Source organism: Clostridium ljungdahlii, assembly GCF_001636845.1.
In the GTDB taxonomy this organism is placed as follows: Bacteria; Bacillota; Clostridia; order Clostridiales; family Clostridiaceae; genus Clostridium_B; species Clostridium_B ljungdahlii_A.
The window spans coordinates 217,976-233,488 of sequence record NZ_LITT01000023.1 but is presented as its reverse complement, the minus strand read 5'-3'; the positions used below and the strand labels follow the sequence as shown (position 1 = coordinate 233,488).

The window sequence follows — 15,513 nt, the reverse complement described above, 5'->3', positions numbered from 1 at the left end:
ATCGAGCTATTTTTTATTAATCATAGAAAAACATCAAATAGGATCAAAACCCCATCTGATGTTTAGAACTCTGCTTATTTTGTATAACTTCATACTAAAACTATCCTAATACTTTTTTAACCACATCAATAACTGTTCCATCTCTATATTCAACTACTGCAACTATGTCATTGGAAAATTTTACTGCCTTTGGTTTTCCAGTCATCTTCTCAGCTTTATCTTTAAGTTCTTCTATTGTAATTATAGGGAGATTGCTCTTTTCAAGTTTTTCAATTAGATCCTTTCTTCTTGGATTTATAGCTATTCCTCTTTCTGTAATAACTACATCTATACTTTCTCCTGGTGTAGTTATCGTAGTTACCTTATCTTTTATTATAGGGAGTCTGCCCTTTATAAGATTTGTAACAACAATTGCAAGCTTTGCACCGGCTGCCGTATCACTGTGTCCTCCAGATCCTCCCATTATTATTCCATTAGAACCTGTGGTTACATTTACATTAAAATCAGTATCTATTTCAGTGGCACCAAGAATCATGACATCTAGATTGTTGACTACAGCTCCCTTATTTGATGGACTGCCATACATAGATCCTCCCATTCCCTGATGCTTAGGATTGTCCCTATATGATTCTACAGCTTTTAAGTCAAAGCACTGTACATCAAATAAATTTCTAAATAATCCTTCATCTAACATATCTACAATATAACCAGTTATACCACCTGCCGCAAAACTTCCAACTATACCTCTCTCCTTCATTATTTTTCCCAACTCCGCTGCTACTGCCAGTGATGTACCACCCGCACCAGTTTGAAATGACATGTCATTTTTTATATAACCAGATACGTCCATAACTCTAGCAGCCATTTGTGCAATTTTAAGACCCACTGGATCCTTAGTAATTTTTGTTGTTCCTGATACTATTCCCTCCGGATTGCCTATTGAGTCCACTTTTACTACATAATCAACGTATTCCTGACTTATTTCTATAGGACAAGCAGGATAAGGAACCAAATTGTCTGTAATTGCTACAACTTTATCTGCATATTGCACATCAGGTACAGCATATCCAAGTGATCCACAAGCCGCATTACCATAAACACCATTTATATTACCATAACTATCTGCTGTAGGTGATGCTATAAAAGCTACATCTATGTGAAGCTCTCCACTCTCTATTGACCTTGGCCTCCCACCATGTGTCATCATAACAACAGGTGTTTTTAAATATCCCCTTGATACTGCCTCTGCTACAGGACCTGATATATAATTTGTCACTATTCCCGTTACAACTCCATTTTTTATATGTTCAACTAATGGTTCATGAATAGGAAATATTGAACTTGCGGCTATCTTTATATCTTTTATACCTCTTTTAGCTATTTCATATACTATATTGTTTAAAATAAAATCACCATTTCTTAAGTGATGATGAAAAGAAATAGTCATTCCATCTTTTATTTTTACTTTATCTAAAGCTTCATTTATGCTTGAAAGTAATTTTTTATCTCCAGGTTTTACCGAAGTAATCTTTACTTTTGATTTTGTCTTTATACCATAACTTGCAGACGCACCATTGAAAGGCTTTACTTTTCCGTAACCTTCAATATAATCTGGAATTTCTCTTCCCAGTATATTTTTCATGTTATCCCTCATTTCTCAACATAATTATCTCTAAATTTTCATATAAACAAAGTTCTTTATTATATCAATCCTAAAACCTTAGCTAATTTTGACGTAGTAACTGCCCTATTAATAACTGGAGCGTCTACCATCTTACCATCCAGTGAAAATACTCCAAGTCCTTTTTCTTTTGCTTCATCTCTTGCTTTTAATACTCTAAGAGCATGCTTCACTTCTGCTTCTGTTGGAGAAAAAACATCATGTATAGTATCTATTTGCCTAGGGTTAATAGATGCTTTGCCTGTAAAGCCTAGACTCTTTGCTTTACTTGTATCTTTCTTTAGCCCCTCATAATCATTTGTATCTGTGAACGGTGTGTCAATTGCGTCAACTCTTGCTGCCCTACAAGCAGTAGAAACTCTATTCCTAGCATAAAAAATTTCTTCTCCTTCCTTAGTTCTTTTTATACCGAAATCTGAAGTTAAATCTTCTGCTCCCAAAAGAACTCCTGCAACCCTTTTCGAAGAATTTATTATTCTATATACATTTTCCAGGGCATATGCAGTTTCAATTATTGGAAATAACTTTATATTTCCTTTTTCAAAATTACTATGTTCTTCTATTTCACAAAGCATATTATCTATATCTTCAAGTTGTTTTTCTGTGGCTTTAGGTATCATAAGTACATCTGGTTTTACACTTGCAATAGCTTTTATATCCTTTAGACCATATTCTGTATCCAGTGGATTTACTCTAACTACCAATTCTACTTTAGAATAGTCCAATGAACTAATTGCATTTTTTACTAGTGCTCTGGCACTATCCTTTTCGGTAAGACTAACTGCATCTTCTAAATCAAGTATTACAGAATCAGCTCCAAGTATTGGTGCATTCTGGAGCATTCCCGGATTGTTACCGGGCATAAAAAGCATTGTTCTCCTTAATCCCTTCATTTATATTACCTCTTTTCAATTGTTATAATGCCCTTTCTATAGCTGTTTGAACTCTAGCTCTTATAGTATAATCTAATGCTCCCTTATCCTGAGCTTTAATTTCTATATCCTCAATATTCATTTTTTTAATTTGATCTATAATGACACTTTCTATTTGTTTACCAAACTGCTTCATTACAACACTATCAATTTCAATTTTTATTCCACATGATTCATTTGGCACAACCATTATTAAAATATCATTAGATTCAAGTGTACCTGCTTTAGCTATTTTATTGATCTTCATATATATGCCTCCCTATTTCATTTAAAATTTCTAAGATAACATTTTCAAAAGCATAGTAGCTATAACTACCATTGTTGCTCCACCAAGTCTAGTAGATATTTGTGAAAAAGGCATTAATTCTATTCTGTTTGCAGAGGAAAGTATAGCTACATCACCAGTTCCTCCCAATCCACTATGACAAGCAGTTACTAAAGCTGATTCAATAGGATACATGTTTAATATTTTACCTATGAAGAATCCTGAAGTAACCATTGCTATAACTGCTGCTGCACAAATTAGAATATATATAGGTGAAACTACAGCTATTACATCTTTCCACGGTGTATAAACTACTCCAACTCCAACAAGCAGCGGCCACGTAAGGCTTTTACTTGTAAAACTATACATATGATAAGCTCCTGTTTCAATTTCTTTTGGAAGAAGCTTTAAGTATTTAACAATTGCCGCCATAAAAATCATGATTACAGGTCCTGGAATACCAATGAATTTGCTTGCTAATGCTCCAAATACAAAGAAAGTACAAGCAACTAACAATCCTCCACCCATTAAATTAAAATCTACAGTTTTTTCAGTATTCATAGCTTCTAATATTTCTTTATCATCACCTGTTTTTACTAAAAGTCCGTTACCTGTAAGATGTGGTTTCTTTTCAGCCAAATGTTTCAATATACCGGATATTATTATTGCAACTACATTTCCTATCATAGCTGCTGGTACAAGTTGTGCAATAAATGCACTCTGGGACTCATGAAGAACATCTGCATATCCCATTGAAAGAGGAAGTACCCCTTCTCCAAGTCCTCCTGATAATATTGGGCAAATTACATAAAAGAATGCTTTTTGTGCTTTAAATCCGAATATAACTGCAATAAGTAATCCAAATAATATAGAACCTATTGTTCCTACTATGAGCGGAACAAACATTCTTACAAATCCTTTTATCATTACTTTTCTATTCATTCCAAGGATACTTCCTGTAATTAGGCATGATATATACAGGTACAAAAAATTTGAACTTTTCATAAGAGTAGTCATTGCTTTAATTGCTGATGGATTTATCAATTTATAATAAACCATTGCAGAAGGAATAAATATTGTAAAAATTGCCGGACCTCCTATGTTTTTCAGTACAGGGAGCTTTGACCCTATAGCTCCAAGAAATATTCCCATTGTCATTAATACTGCAAAACCACCTATCATATCATTAGGTAATTTATTATATACACATGCTAAATAAACTATAATTGCAATTACAATGTATAATGGTATAGAAAAAACACCTAATTTTGATTTTAATAGTTTTGAAAAAACGTTTTCATCATTTTTAGAATTAACTATATTTTGCAAATCAATCACTCCTTAAATTTTGTTTTCTACAAGTATAATTATAAAAACGATTTCACGACTTAAATAGTTTATTAAAGTTTTATAATAATTAAGTAATTAAAGTTATTAGACTATTTACCCACCTTAATTTTTTAAGTTGCCCCTATGTTTTTCTAATTTTTATAAACTAAATATAGTGATTTATTTTCATTATTACGGAGTTTTCTTGATTTTGTTTACTGTTTTAAATTAACAGGTTATTATTAAATTAAAGTAAAAAGCATTTACAATTTATAAATTTAAAAATAAAGGTGGGGAATATTTATGGATTTTAGAATTGAAAGTGATTCCATCGGTTCAAAGGAAGTACCTACAAAGGCTTATTATGGAGTTCAAACATTGAGAGCAGCTGAAAATTTTAATATAACAGGATATAAATTAAATACAGAGCTTGTAAAAAGCCTTGTTCAAATAAAAAAAGCAGCAGCTATAGCTAATTATAAAGCAGGACTTTTAAATGAAAACATTGAAAAAGCAATAATTGAGGCTAGTGATAAAATACTCGGAGGTAATTTGCAAGATCAATTCATACTAGACCCTATCCAAGGTGGAGCTGGTACCTCTGCAAACATGAATGCAAATGAAGTAATTGCAAATGAAGCTATTCAGATTTTAGGCGGGAAAAAAGGAGACTACTCAATTGTACATCCTAATGATCACGTTAATATGGGACAATCTACAAATGATGTCTTCCCAACTGCAGGAAAAATAACTGCTTTAAAACTTCTTTTAAAAGCTATAGAACAACTAAATAATTTAGATATAAAATTAGAAATAAAAGCAAAAGAATTTAATAATATTATAAAAATGGGAAGAACTCAGCTTCAAGATGCTGTTCCCATTAGATTAGGACAAGAATTTAAGGCTTATAGTTCTGTTATAAAACGAGATATTTCAAGACTTGAAGCCGCAAAAAAAGAATTGGAAGTATTAAATTTAGGTGGTACTGCAATAGGTACTGGAATAAACGCAGATAATAGATATATGAATACAGTAGTACCTGTACTCAGTGATATTATTGGTATACAATTAGAACAAGCTGATGATTTGATAGATGCTACACAAAATTTAGATGGCTTTGTGTCAGTATCTGGCGCTATAAAAACCTGTGCCGTTAATTTATCCAAAATGGCAAATGATTTAAGACTTATGTCATCAGGTCCAAGAACAGGTTTAGAAGAAATAAATCTTCCACCAAAGCAAAACGGATCCTCCATAATGCCGGGAAAAGTTAATCCTGTAATTCCAGAAGTAATGACTCAAGTGGCCTTTAATATTATAGGAAATGATGTTACAATAACAATGGCTGCTGAAGCTGGTCAGCTGGAATTAAATGCCTTTGAACCAGTTATATTCTTCAACCTATTTGAATCCATAGAAACCCTTACTAACGGTGTAAAAACTTTTACAGAAAATTGTATTTCAGGTATAACAGCAAATACAAATAGATGTAAGAAGTTAGTGGATAATAGCGTTGGCATAGTTACTGCCATTACACCTTATGTTGGATACGAAAAGGCTGCCTCAATTGCAAAAAGTGCTATAAAAACAGGAAAACCAGTAAAAGAGATCATACTTCAAAATGGTATTTTAAAAGAATCTGAATTAGATCGTATACTAGATCCTATAAGTATGACTGAACCTAGGGAATTAAAAAAATATGAATTTGCTTAATATAGGTTTAGAAAACCTATAACGTAATATAATTTCCAGTAACCTGTTCTTCATTAGTTATTTTGGTTACTGGAAATATTTTTATCATACAAGGAGGTTTACATATGAACAATTTAAAGGAAGAAGCATTAAAATTTCATAAAGAACATGAAGGTAAAATAGCACTTAAAAGTAAAGTATCTGTTAAAACAAGAGAAGATCTAGGCCTAGCATATACTCCGGGTGTTGCTGAACCATGTCTTGAAATCAACAAGGACTATAATGCCTTATACGATTACACTTCTAAGGGAAATTATGTAGCAGTAGTAACTAATGGCAGTGCAGTTTTGGGACTTGGAGATATAGGTGCTGCAGCTGGTTTACCTGTAATGGAAGGTAAATCTATTCTATTTAAAACTTTTGCAGGAGTAGATGCTTTTCCTATTTGTGTTGACAGCAAAGATCCTGACAAGATTGTAGAAACAGTAAAATTAATAGAATCCACATTTGGAGGAATAAACCTAGAAGATATAAAAGCACCTGAGTGCTTTGAAATAGAAGATAAATTAAAAAAGGTCTGCAATATACCAGTTTTTCATGATGACCAGCATGGAACAGCAGTAGTAACTTTAGCTGCTATGATAAATGCGCTTAAAATAGTAAACAAAAAATTTGAAGACCTAAAAGTAATAATAAATGGTGCAGGAGCTGCAGGTACAGCAATTGCAAAACTACTTGTAAGTAGAGGAGTTAAAAACATTATTGTATGCGATAGAAAAGGTGCCATATCAAAAGATAGAGAAAATTTAAGTGCTGCAAAAAAAGACTTAGCAGAAGTTACAAATCCTAGTATGATAAAAGGTGCACTTAAAGATGTACTAAAAGAAGCTGATGTATTCATAGGTGTATCTGCTCCTGGAGTAATTACTCCTGAAATGATAAAAACAATGGCTAAAGATTCTCTCATTTTCGCTATGGCCAATCCTAAGCCTGAAATCTACCCTGATGAAGCAAAAGCTGCAGGTGCTAGAGTAGTTGGTACAGGGAGATCAGATTTTCCAAATCAAATAAATAATGTTCTTGCATTCCCTGGAATATTTAGAGGCGCACTTGATGTAAGGGCATCAAAAATAAATGAGGAAATGAAAATAGCTGCTGCATGTGCTATAGCAGACATAATAACTGAAAAAGAACTTAATGAGGATTATGTTATACCAGATGCCTTCGACTCAAGGATAGCACCAAAAGTAGCTTACTATGTAGCAAAGGCTGCCATAGAAAGTGGAGTTGCAAGAAGAACTGACATCACTCCTGAAATGGTAGAAGAACATACTAAAAAGCTTGTACAAGCACAATAAACACGAAAATTTAAAGTCTGGTTTTTTTCCAGACTTTAAAAATATTATCTATACAATTCCTTTATATTCAATAATGGTAGAAAGAATAATAAGAGTTTGTGTATTACCATACTGCTGAATTTTACCTACTAATGTTTCTAACTCGGACGTCTCTTTCACTATTACTTTAACAGTCATGGAAAAACCTCCTGTAACATGGTAACACTTCACTATACACTTACTTTTTCTTACAAAATCAATAAATTCTTTTCGTTTACCTGCTTTTAATGTAATATTTATAAGAGCTTCTATATTCATTCCAATCTTCTGTGGATTAATAACAGCTCTATATCCCATAATAACATCTGCTTCTTCAAGCTTTCTTATACGTTCTGCAACCGCAGGAGGAGTTAGACAAACTATTTCCGACAATTTTTTTATTGAAATCCTACCATTTTTCTGCAGGCACTTTACAATTTGGCGATCAATCATGTCCATTTTCTATTCCTCCATAATGTAAAAAATGAGACGAAAACAATTTCATTCTAAATATCTTTCATGGATAAATGTAAACATTTATATGTAAATTTATTCCATAAAAATGTTACCACTTATCCAAGTGTAGTACATTTTTATTATAGTTTAAATATACTATATGTCAATAAATTATCCTCAATAACTTTTAAAATAAACTTTTTAATTCTCCCAATTAATTTTTTTAACTTAATGTTTAATTTGCCAATTTTAAAAAACGAAATAGTCTATATTCAACCTTTGATAAATAATATTCCAACTATGAAAACAACATATAGTAAAGCATTAAACGATAACCTCCAAGCTGATAAATGATTTTTTCTTAAAGTTATCCATAAAAATAAAATTGCTATAAAAGTTATAAAAGCTGAAAGAGCCAGACTTTTATCAAACATCCATGGTGTAAAAATAATTCCAAGTGCACTTGGCACAGTAGCTTGAATCATCATAGATCCACTGATGTTCGCAAGTGCTAAATTTTCCTTTCCCTGCCTTACCCATATAACTGCATTTAGTGTCTCCGGGAGTTCTGTTGCCACAGGACTGAGTATCAATGCTATTATATGCGGTGGTACTCCAAGGAAGCTGCTTAGTGAGCCTAAATTGTGTACGAATATCTGAGAACCTGCAAAAATAAATACTAGAGATACTATGGTTTGACCTAAAATCATAATTTTTGTAGGATGCGTATTTTTAGGACTAATCTTTAAAGGTTCAAGTTTTTCTTCAGTTTCTTCCGCATCTGCCTTTAATTCCCCATAAGAATAAAGTACATAAACAGCCAAGAATAAGAAACCCAACCAGTGCTTTATAGAAAAAGCTACAAATCCCAATGCCACTTTAAACGCAAAAATACACATAAACCAAATTTGGTCTCTTCCCAACTTTCTTGCATTAATTTTAATATGCTTTCCTATTTTTCTCTTGCTACTAAACATAATTATGCTTATCCCAACCACTGCATAAGCAATAGTACTCAGTACAAGAGGGCCTCCCAAAGCTGAGCCAACTCCTATATCCTTTTGGCTTGAATTTGCTCCAAATACTACTGCAATTAAGGTCACAATACTTTCAGGTAAAGCAGTACCAAAGGCTGCAAGTACAGTTCCTACTGCATTTTTGGATATATTAAAAGCCTTGCCCACCCATTCAATACTATTAACAAAAAATTCGCAGCTAAAATAAATTAAAAGAGCTGACAAAACCATGGTAATACCAGATAAAATCATTTTAAACGCCTCCTCTTAAAGTAAAAAATAAAAAAAGACTCCTGGTGTATTAAACTAAATACACCAAAAGTCTCGTTACACATACTTGTGGATAATGCCAGGTTTTTTAAACCAATATGTTGACATTATCTTTCAAACTACTCCCTCTTGACAATATATCAATTTATTATATTTTACTCACATAACTTTATATTGTCAATTAAAATCTCAACATTTCATTAAAAACTCTTATGGCAAAGTTGTCCGTCATACCGGATGTATAATCTATGATAGCCTGGATATAATCACGATAATTCTTTAAATCATAAATTTTTTCATTATCTCTCCATCTTCCTTTAAATTGAATACAATATTTTTTTAACCATCCAGAAAACCCCTCATGCAGCAAAGGATATATCCTTTTAAAGTCTTTAATTTTGTCTAAAGTTTTTTCACCATCATAACAATCCATTAAAGTATTCAATATCGTATCTAAAACTAATTTTACATAACTTTTAAAATTATTAAGCCTTTCATGATTATAAATATTTTCATAATTAAATTCTTTTACCAGATCAATAAAATTCAAATATTTGCTTGACAATACAATGCCATTATCTGGGCTGCTATTTTGACATAGATCTACAATAAAATTATGCATAAGCACCGTATTATTTATTTCTCTTACACTGTGTATACCAACAGTATCTTTTGTTATATTATATAGTTCTTTTAATTGACTTCTCTTCAATATTCCAAGTTTAAAAGCATCTTCTATATCCCGTCCCAGATAGGATATTTTATCTGCTATTTTGACAACACAACCTTCCCAAGTATATGAGGATATTTGTGATGTTTTTTGTATGTCGTTTAAATCTAAAATCTTATCTCTTGGAAAAATTGCCTCTGCCCTTACTTCTCCACAGTGACATACAATTCCATCTCTTACAGCGTAGGTTAAATCAAGATTGCTTTGTTTTCCCGCAGGATTTGGCAAAGTTTCTATTTTATCTACAAACCTTAAACTATTTTTTTCGTGCCAGAATTCATTGTCTAATTGTACTTTAGAAAAGTCTCCTAATATTTTTTCACCTTCATGTCCAAAAGGAGTATGTCCTAAATCATGTCCAATAGCAATGGCTGTAGTAAGCTGTGTATTTAACCCCAAATAATTGGCAATAGTATAGCTCACAGCAGAGACATGGTTTACATGTTCGATTCTTGTGCATATATGGTCATTATCTGTTGCAAAAAATACTTGAGTTTTATGTTTTAGTCTCCTGTATGAAGTAGAATGCAATATTCTATTATAGTCTCTTGAAAATTCGCTTCGGAGCTCATGGTTTCTTTCATACAATTTGTTTTCTCTAGAAATACTTTGTTTCCATTTTTCGCTATTCTCTGTAGTAGCAACATCTAAAAATTTTTTTTCTCCACTTTTCGACCTTCCTTTTTGCAACTTGTATCGTGTAAATATTATATCATAATTTAAAATATACAATGAATGAATTTAATTAACTCAACTTTCACAGTTTAAGTAAATTGTGAAGTAATTTAGTTGACAATTGACAGAGGACAGAGGACAATGAAAGTGAGTTTTCCTCCTTACGTCAGAAAACTAATTTATTTTTAAGCTTGTTTTGCTAAAGCAAAACAAGCTTAAGTAGGTATCTAAAATCTATAATTTTTCAGATAATTACTTATTAAAAGAGTACCCATGAAAAACAAAAGAACATGAATTTCTCTTAAATTCAAGATTTTTCGTAGCATAGCGGAGAAAAATCCTCCTTCACTGTCCTCTGTCAATTGTCCTCTGTCCTCTCAAAAATATTGCTTCGCACTATTTTTAAACTGTAAATTGAAATTTCATTAAGTCCCCTATACATTACAAGTACATAATAGTATGATAAGTGTTGTTAATATAAAAGTATACGAGGTAAAAAGATTATGGATAAACTAAAGTTTAAAGATTTCTCATTAAGCGAGGATATATTAGAATCAATCGAAAAATTGGGATATAAAAATCCATCCCAGGTTCAAGAAAAAGTAATACCACTTATTTTTAAAAATAAAGATATTATAGTAAAGTCACAAACTGGCAGCGGAAAAACAGCCGCTTTCGCCATACCAATCTGTGAAAAAATAGAACTTGAAGAAAAAAATCCCCAGGTATTAGTGCTTGCTCCTACAAGAGAACTTGCACTACAAATAAAAGAAGATTTCTACGATATAGGAAGATTTAAGAGAATAAATTGTACTGCAATCTTTGGAAAAGAGCCTATAACAACTCAGATAAAAGAACTTAAACAAAGAACTCACGTAATAGTTGGAACACCAGGAAGAACACTAGATCATATAGAAAAAGGTACTCTTTCCCTGAAGAAAATACAATATTTGATCATAGATGAAGCAGATGAAATGCTAAATATGGGATTTATAGACCAAGTTAAGGCTGTTCTAGACAAACTGCCTAAAAATAGAGTAACTCTCCTTTTTTCTGCAACCATTCCCCAGGAAATACTTAAATTATGTGCTGCATATATGAATAATCCTATTAATATAGAAATAGACGCCGAAAATCCTGTAATAAATAGAATCAATCAAATATATTATCAGATAGAGGCATATAAAAAATTCGATTTGTTAAATAATCTAATATATACTCAAAGACCAGAAAGCTCTATGATATTTTGCAGAACAAAGAAGAATGTAGAAGACCTTGTGCTTCAAATGAAAGGTAAAGGTCATTCCTGCAGTGGCCTTCACGGAGGAATGCTTCAATCTGAAAGAATTGATGTTATGAAAAGATTTAAGCGAGGAGAATTTATTTTTCTTGTATGCACGGATGTTGCAGCCCGTGGAATAGATGTAGAAAATATAACCCATATCATAAACTATGATATTCCTATGGAAAAAGAAAGTTATATTCATAGAATCGGAAGAACCGGCCGTGCCGGAAAAAGTGGAACTGCCATAACTTTTGTTACACCTAAAGAATATAGATTCCTAGAAGAAATAGAAAAATTCTTCAATCTTACTATTGAAAAAGGTACAATTCCATCAAAAGAAGAAGTGGAAAAAGGCAAGGATGTATACAAGGAAAAATTAGAAGCTGCTCCTAAGATAAAAAAAGATAAATCCACTAAACTAAATAAAAATATCACAAAAATATATATAAGTGCAGGTAAAAAGAAAAAAATAAGGCCAGGGGATATTGCTGGGACTATATCTAGCATTGAAGGTATTAATCCTGAGGACGTTGGCATAATAGAAATTCAGGATAACTTTTCTTACGTGGATATACTAGCTGGGAAAGGCCACATAGTTCTGGATGGACTTAAACACAAAACCATCAAGGGTAAATCTGTACGAGTAGAAATAGCACAAAAATAATGCTTCTAAGCAAAGACAACACCCCTTATGCTTTTTAACATAGGGGGTAAAGTGAAGCTTTTTTACTGTTATTCTAATCAGTAACGGCTTCTTTGCTCTTAATTCTTTTTTCTAGTTTAGTATTTACCATAGAGTAAACTACAGGTACTACTACGAAAGTAAGGAATGTAGCTGTCAAAAGTCCACACATCATAGCAACGGACATAGGTCCAAAAAGTGCACTCCCTGAAAAGGCCAACGGAATAAGTGCTGTAACAGTTGCCGTAGAACTTAATATTATAGGTCTAAATCTTTGGCTTACAGCAAACATACAAGCGTCATCTATAGAAAGTCCATCTTCTCTACCATTGTTTATATACTCAATGAGAAGTATAGCATTTCTTATAACAACTCCAATTAAGCTTATTATGCCCATAAAAGCTGTAAGTGACAGATTCATTCCAAAAGCATGGAGTCCTATTGAAACTCCTATGAGTGACAGCGGCAGGGAACACATTATTATAAGTGGTTGTACAAATGATTTAAATTGAATAAACAAAAGTACATATATTATTACTAAAATGAGTACACCTGCTACACCAAGACTTGTAAAGTACTTACTTATCTGAGCCTTTTCACCATCATATATAACTTTTACTGGATCTAAATTCATTGCATCTATTTTTTGCTTTAATTCTTTTTCTATATTAACTGAATTATATCCACTTTTAACATCACTATAAATAGTTACAGTTCTATCTTCTTTATAATGAGTTATCTTATCTATCTCTGAATTAAGTTTAACAGATGCAACTTCATATAAAGGTATTTTATTCTTTGTAAGACTTGATTCAATATATAAGTTTTTCAAGTCTCCTACAGATGAAATATTTGTTTTCACCATAATATCATATTCATTACCATTTTTTCTATAAGTAGAAGCCTTATATCCTTTAAGTGCAATATTAATCTGCTGCAGTATATCTGATTTTAATAAACCAAGCTGTGATGCCCTATTTTCATCTATATCTACTTCATATTCATAAGTTTTTTTAGCAGCATCATCTCTTACATTCATAGTCCCAGGTATATTTCTTAGCTGCTGCTGTATTTTTTGAGAAGCACTCTGAATCTGATCTAGATCATCTCCATCGATTCTCAGACGTATTGGTGCACCTATAGGCATTGCTTCCTCAAGTTGCTTTACTGTAGCCGTACCTCCTGAAATGTTACTATCTATTTGATTCTGTACATATTCTACTAACTCCTGCCTGGTTTTAAACCTATTCGTCTTCTTTAAATTTACTTTTACCATAATTTGAGCTGTATCATCAGCAGGTGCAACTGTAGGAAGTGTTACATAAAACTTAGGCATACCACCACCTATAGCTGAAGTATAAGCTGTAACTTCTTTTTGCTGTTTTAGTATACCTTCTATTTGATTCACCAACTTGCTGGTACTTTTTATATCCGCAACTTTTTCATTCGAAACATCTACATATATCATATTTTTATCAACATAAGGGAAAAGCTGCATTCCGAGAGTCTTAATTAGTATCAATGCTACTGCAAAAACAGCTAAAGCTGCTGTAACAATAGTTTTTTTATGCTTAAGTCCATATTTTAAAAGATTCTCAAACATCATACGAATTGGACTTTCCCGTTTGTCTTCTTTACTTTTCCTGAAAAACAAGGATGACATAGCTGGAGTTACAAGCAATGCGCATAAGTAAGAACATATTACGCATATTACAACAACCTGCGGCAAGCTCTTCAAAAATTTGCCAACTACTCCAGATATGGAAAGCAGAGGCAAAAAGGCTCCTACAATAATTAATGTAGAGGTAAACACTGGAACAAACAGCTTCTTTATGCCATTGAAGGCCGCTTCATTCCTTCCCATACCGTCGTCTATTCCAACCTGTATAACATCTCCTATTACTATAGCATCATCAACAAGTATTCCAAGGGCTATAATAAGTGCTGTAGTTGACATCTGTTCAACTTTTATTCCAAGTGCATACATAATAACAAAAGTCATGCATATTGATATAGGTATAACTGCAGATACTACCATTGCATTTCTAAAACCCATACCTATAAGAACAGTTATGATTACAAGTATTATTCCATCTCTGAGATTTTTCATAAAAAATGAGACAGAATCACTTACATCTTTAGGTTGAAAAGTAACTTCATCTATTTTAAGATCACTTGGAGCTCCTTTTTTTATTGTATCTAACTTTTTCTTTATGTCATTTCCTATTGGAATTATATTTTTATTTTTTTGAAAATACACTGCAAGTAATACTGCATTTTGTCCATTGTCAGTAAATTTATAGGTTGAATCATTATCATAGTCCATATAAACTTTGGCTATATCCTTAATTCTTATGGTTTCACCTGTACTACTTGAAACCCCTATAACAGTATTTTCTATATCATGCAGCGAGCTAAACATACCTGGCGTATTTACTTTTATTTTACCGGTAGCCAAGTTTAAAGATCCTGATGGTATATCTATGTTTTGTGCACTTAATACAGTACATATATCTTTTACGGATACTTCGTATTTATTTACCTTATTCCAATCTACCTGTACATTTACCTGCCTATCCTGTTTACCTTTTACATCTATCCTTGAAACACCTTCAGTATCACGAAGCTCCTTCTTTATATCATCAGCATAATCTCCCAACTGTTGATATGAATAATTATTACCTGATATACTTATTATAGCACCGGCTGTCTCTGTAAGATTGGTGTTAATGTCACTATCGTTACATCCACTAGGGAGATCTGATTTTAAATCCTTTATCTTATCTCTTAAATCCCTCCAGGATTTATCTTCATCAGCATCATTGTTTAAATAAAGTATAACTATTGACGCATTGCTTTCTGAATAAGATTGTACATAGTCACATCCATCAACTTCCTCGGCTTTCTGTTCAACCTTTTTAGTAACCAACTTTTCTATATCGCTAGGTGAAGCACCTGGATAAACTGTAGTAATCATAGCTGCTGGAGATTCAACATCTGGGGTTTCCTGCTTTGAAATACCGCTGTAACAGTAAAAGCCACTAACTATAATTATGCACACTAGAAATAATACAATTTTTTTATTTTTTATAGCTGCTTTAATTAATCCCATATTATATTCTCC

General features: G+C 32.3%; 11 protein-coding genes. 3 read left to right on the top strand and 8 right to left on the bottom strand.

Annotated features, from left to right (window positions below):
• Positions 1–100: 100 nt before the first annotated feature.
• From citF to WY13_RS10770, 4 genes are read right to left on the bottom strand one after another with little or no spacing between them, the layout of a single operon-like run.
• Positions 101–1,642: a citrate lyase subunit alpha gene (gene citF, locus WY13_RS10785; protein WP_063555662.1), complete on the bottom strand. Its 1,542-nt coding sequence runs from the start codon at positions 1,640–1,642 to the stop codon at positions 101–103.
• A gap of 59 nt (positions 1,643–1,701) precedes the next feature.
• Complete coding sequence (locus tag WY13_RS10780) at positions 1,702–2,574, bottom strand: HpcH/HpaI aldolase/citrate lyase family protein (RefSeq protein WP_063555661.1); 873 nt, start codon at positions 2,572–2,574, stop codon at positions 1,702–1,704.
• A gap of 22 nt (positions 2,575–2,596) precedes the next feature.
• On the bottom strand, positions 2,597–2,860 hold the full coding sequence (gene citD / locus WY13_RS10775; protein WP_063555660.1) for a citrate lyase acyl carrier protein: 264 nt from the start codon (positions 2,858–2,860) through the stop codon (positions 2,597–2,599).
• Positions 2,861–2,890: 30 nt separating this feature from the next.
• The gene (locus WY13_RS10770; protein WP_192845018.1) at positions 2,891–4,216 is read right to left on the bottom strand and encodes a 2-hydroxycarboxylate transporter family protein; all 1,326 of its coding nucleotides are present in this window, start codon (positions 4,214–4,216) and stop codon (positions 2,891–2,893) included.
• 294 nt (positions 4,217–4,510) lie between these two features.
• On the opposite strand from WY13_RS10770, the gene WY13_RS10765 reads away from it, so the two are divergent.
• Entirely contained in the window at positions 4,511–5,920 is a 1,410-nt protein-coding gene (locus WY13_RS10765; RefSeq protein WP_063555658.1) for an aspartate ammonia-lyase, read from the top strand.
• A gap of 104 nt (positions 5,921–6,024) precedes the next feature.
• Complete coding sequence (locus WY13_RS10760; protein WP_063555657.1) at positions 6,025–7,257, top strand: NAD(P)-dependent malic enzyme; 1,233 nt, start codon at positions 6,025–6,027, stop codon at positions 7,255–7,257.
• 48 nt (positions 7,258–7,305) lie between these two features.
• Here WY13_RS10760 and WY13_RS10755 read toward each other — a convergent pair whose 3' ends face one another.
• From WY13_RS10755 to WY13_RS10745, 3 genes are all read right to left on the bottom strand, one after another.
• Complete coding sequence (locus WY13_RS10755; RefSeq protein ID WP_063555656.1) at positions 7,306–7,734, bottom strand: Lrp/AsnC family transcriptional regulator; 429 nt, start codon at positions 7,732–7,734, stop codon at positions 7,306–7,308.
• A gap of 269 nt (positions 7,735–8,003) precedes the next feature.
• A complete protein-coding gene (locus WY13_RS10750; RefSeq protein ID WP_063555655.1) occupies positions 8,004–8,999 on the bottom strand; it encodes a sodium:calcium antiporter in 996 nt (331 codons plus the stop codon).
• 199 nt (positions 9,000–9,198) lie between these two features.
• On the bottom strand, positions 9,199–10,479 hold the full coding sequence (locus WY13_RS10745; RefSeq protein ID WP_204377961.1) for a deoxyguanosinetriphosphate triphosphohydrolase family protein: 1,281 nt from the start codon (positions 10,477–10,479) through the stop codon (positions 9,199–9,201).
• A gap of 446 nt (positions 10,480–10,925) precedes the next feature.
• On the opposite strand from WY13_RS10745, the gene WY13_RS10740 reads away from it, so the two are divergent.
• Positions 10,926–12,371 carry a DEAD/DEAH box helicase gene (locus WY13_RS10740; protein ID WP_063555654.1) on the top strand — a complete coding sequence of 482 codons (1,446 nt, stop codon included), beginning with the start codon at positions 10,926–10,928 and terminating at the stop codon, positions 12,369–12,371.
• Between the two features lie 73 nt (positions 12,372–12,444).
• Here WY13_RS10740 and WY13_RS10735 read toward each other — a convergent pair whose 3' ends face one another.
• Entirely contained in the window at positions 12,445–15,501 is a 3,057-nt protein-coding gene (locus WY13_RS10735; protein ID WP_063555653.1) for an efflux RND transporter permease subunit, read from the bottom strand.
• Between the last annotated feature and the right edge of the window lie 12 nt (positions 15,502–15,513).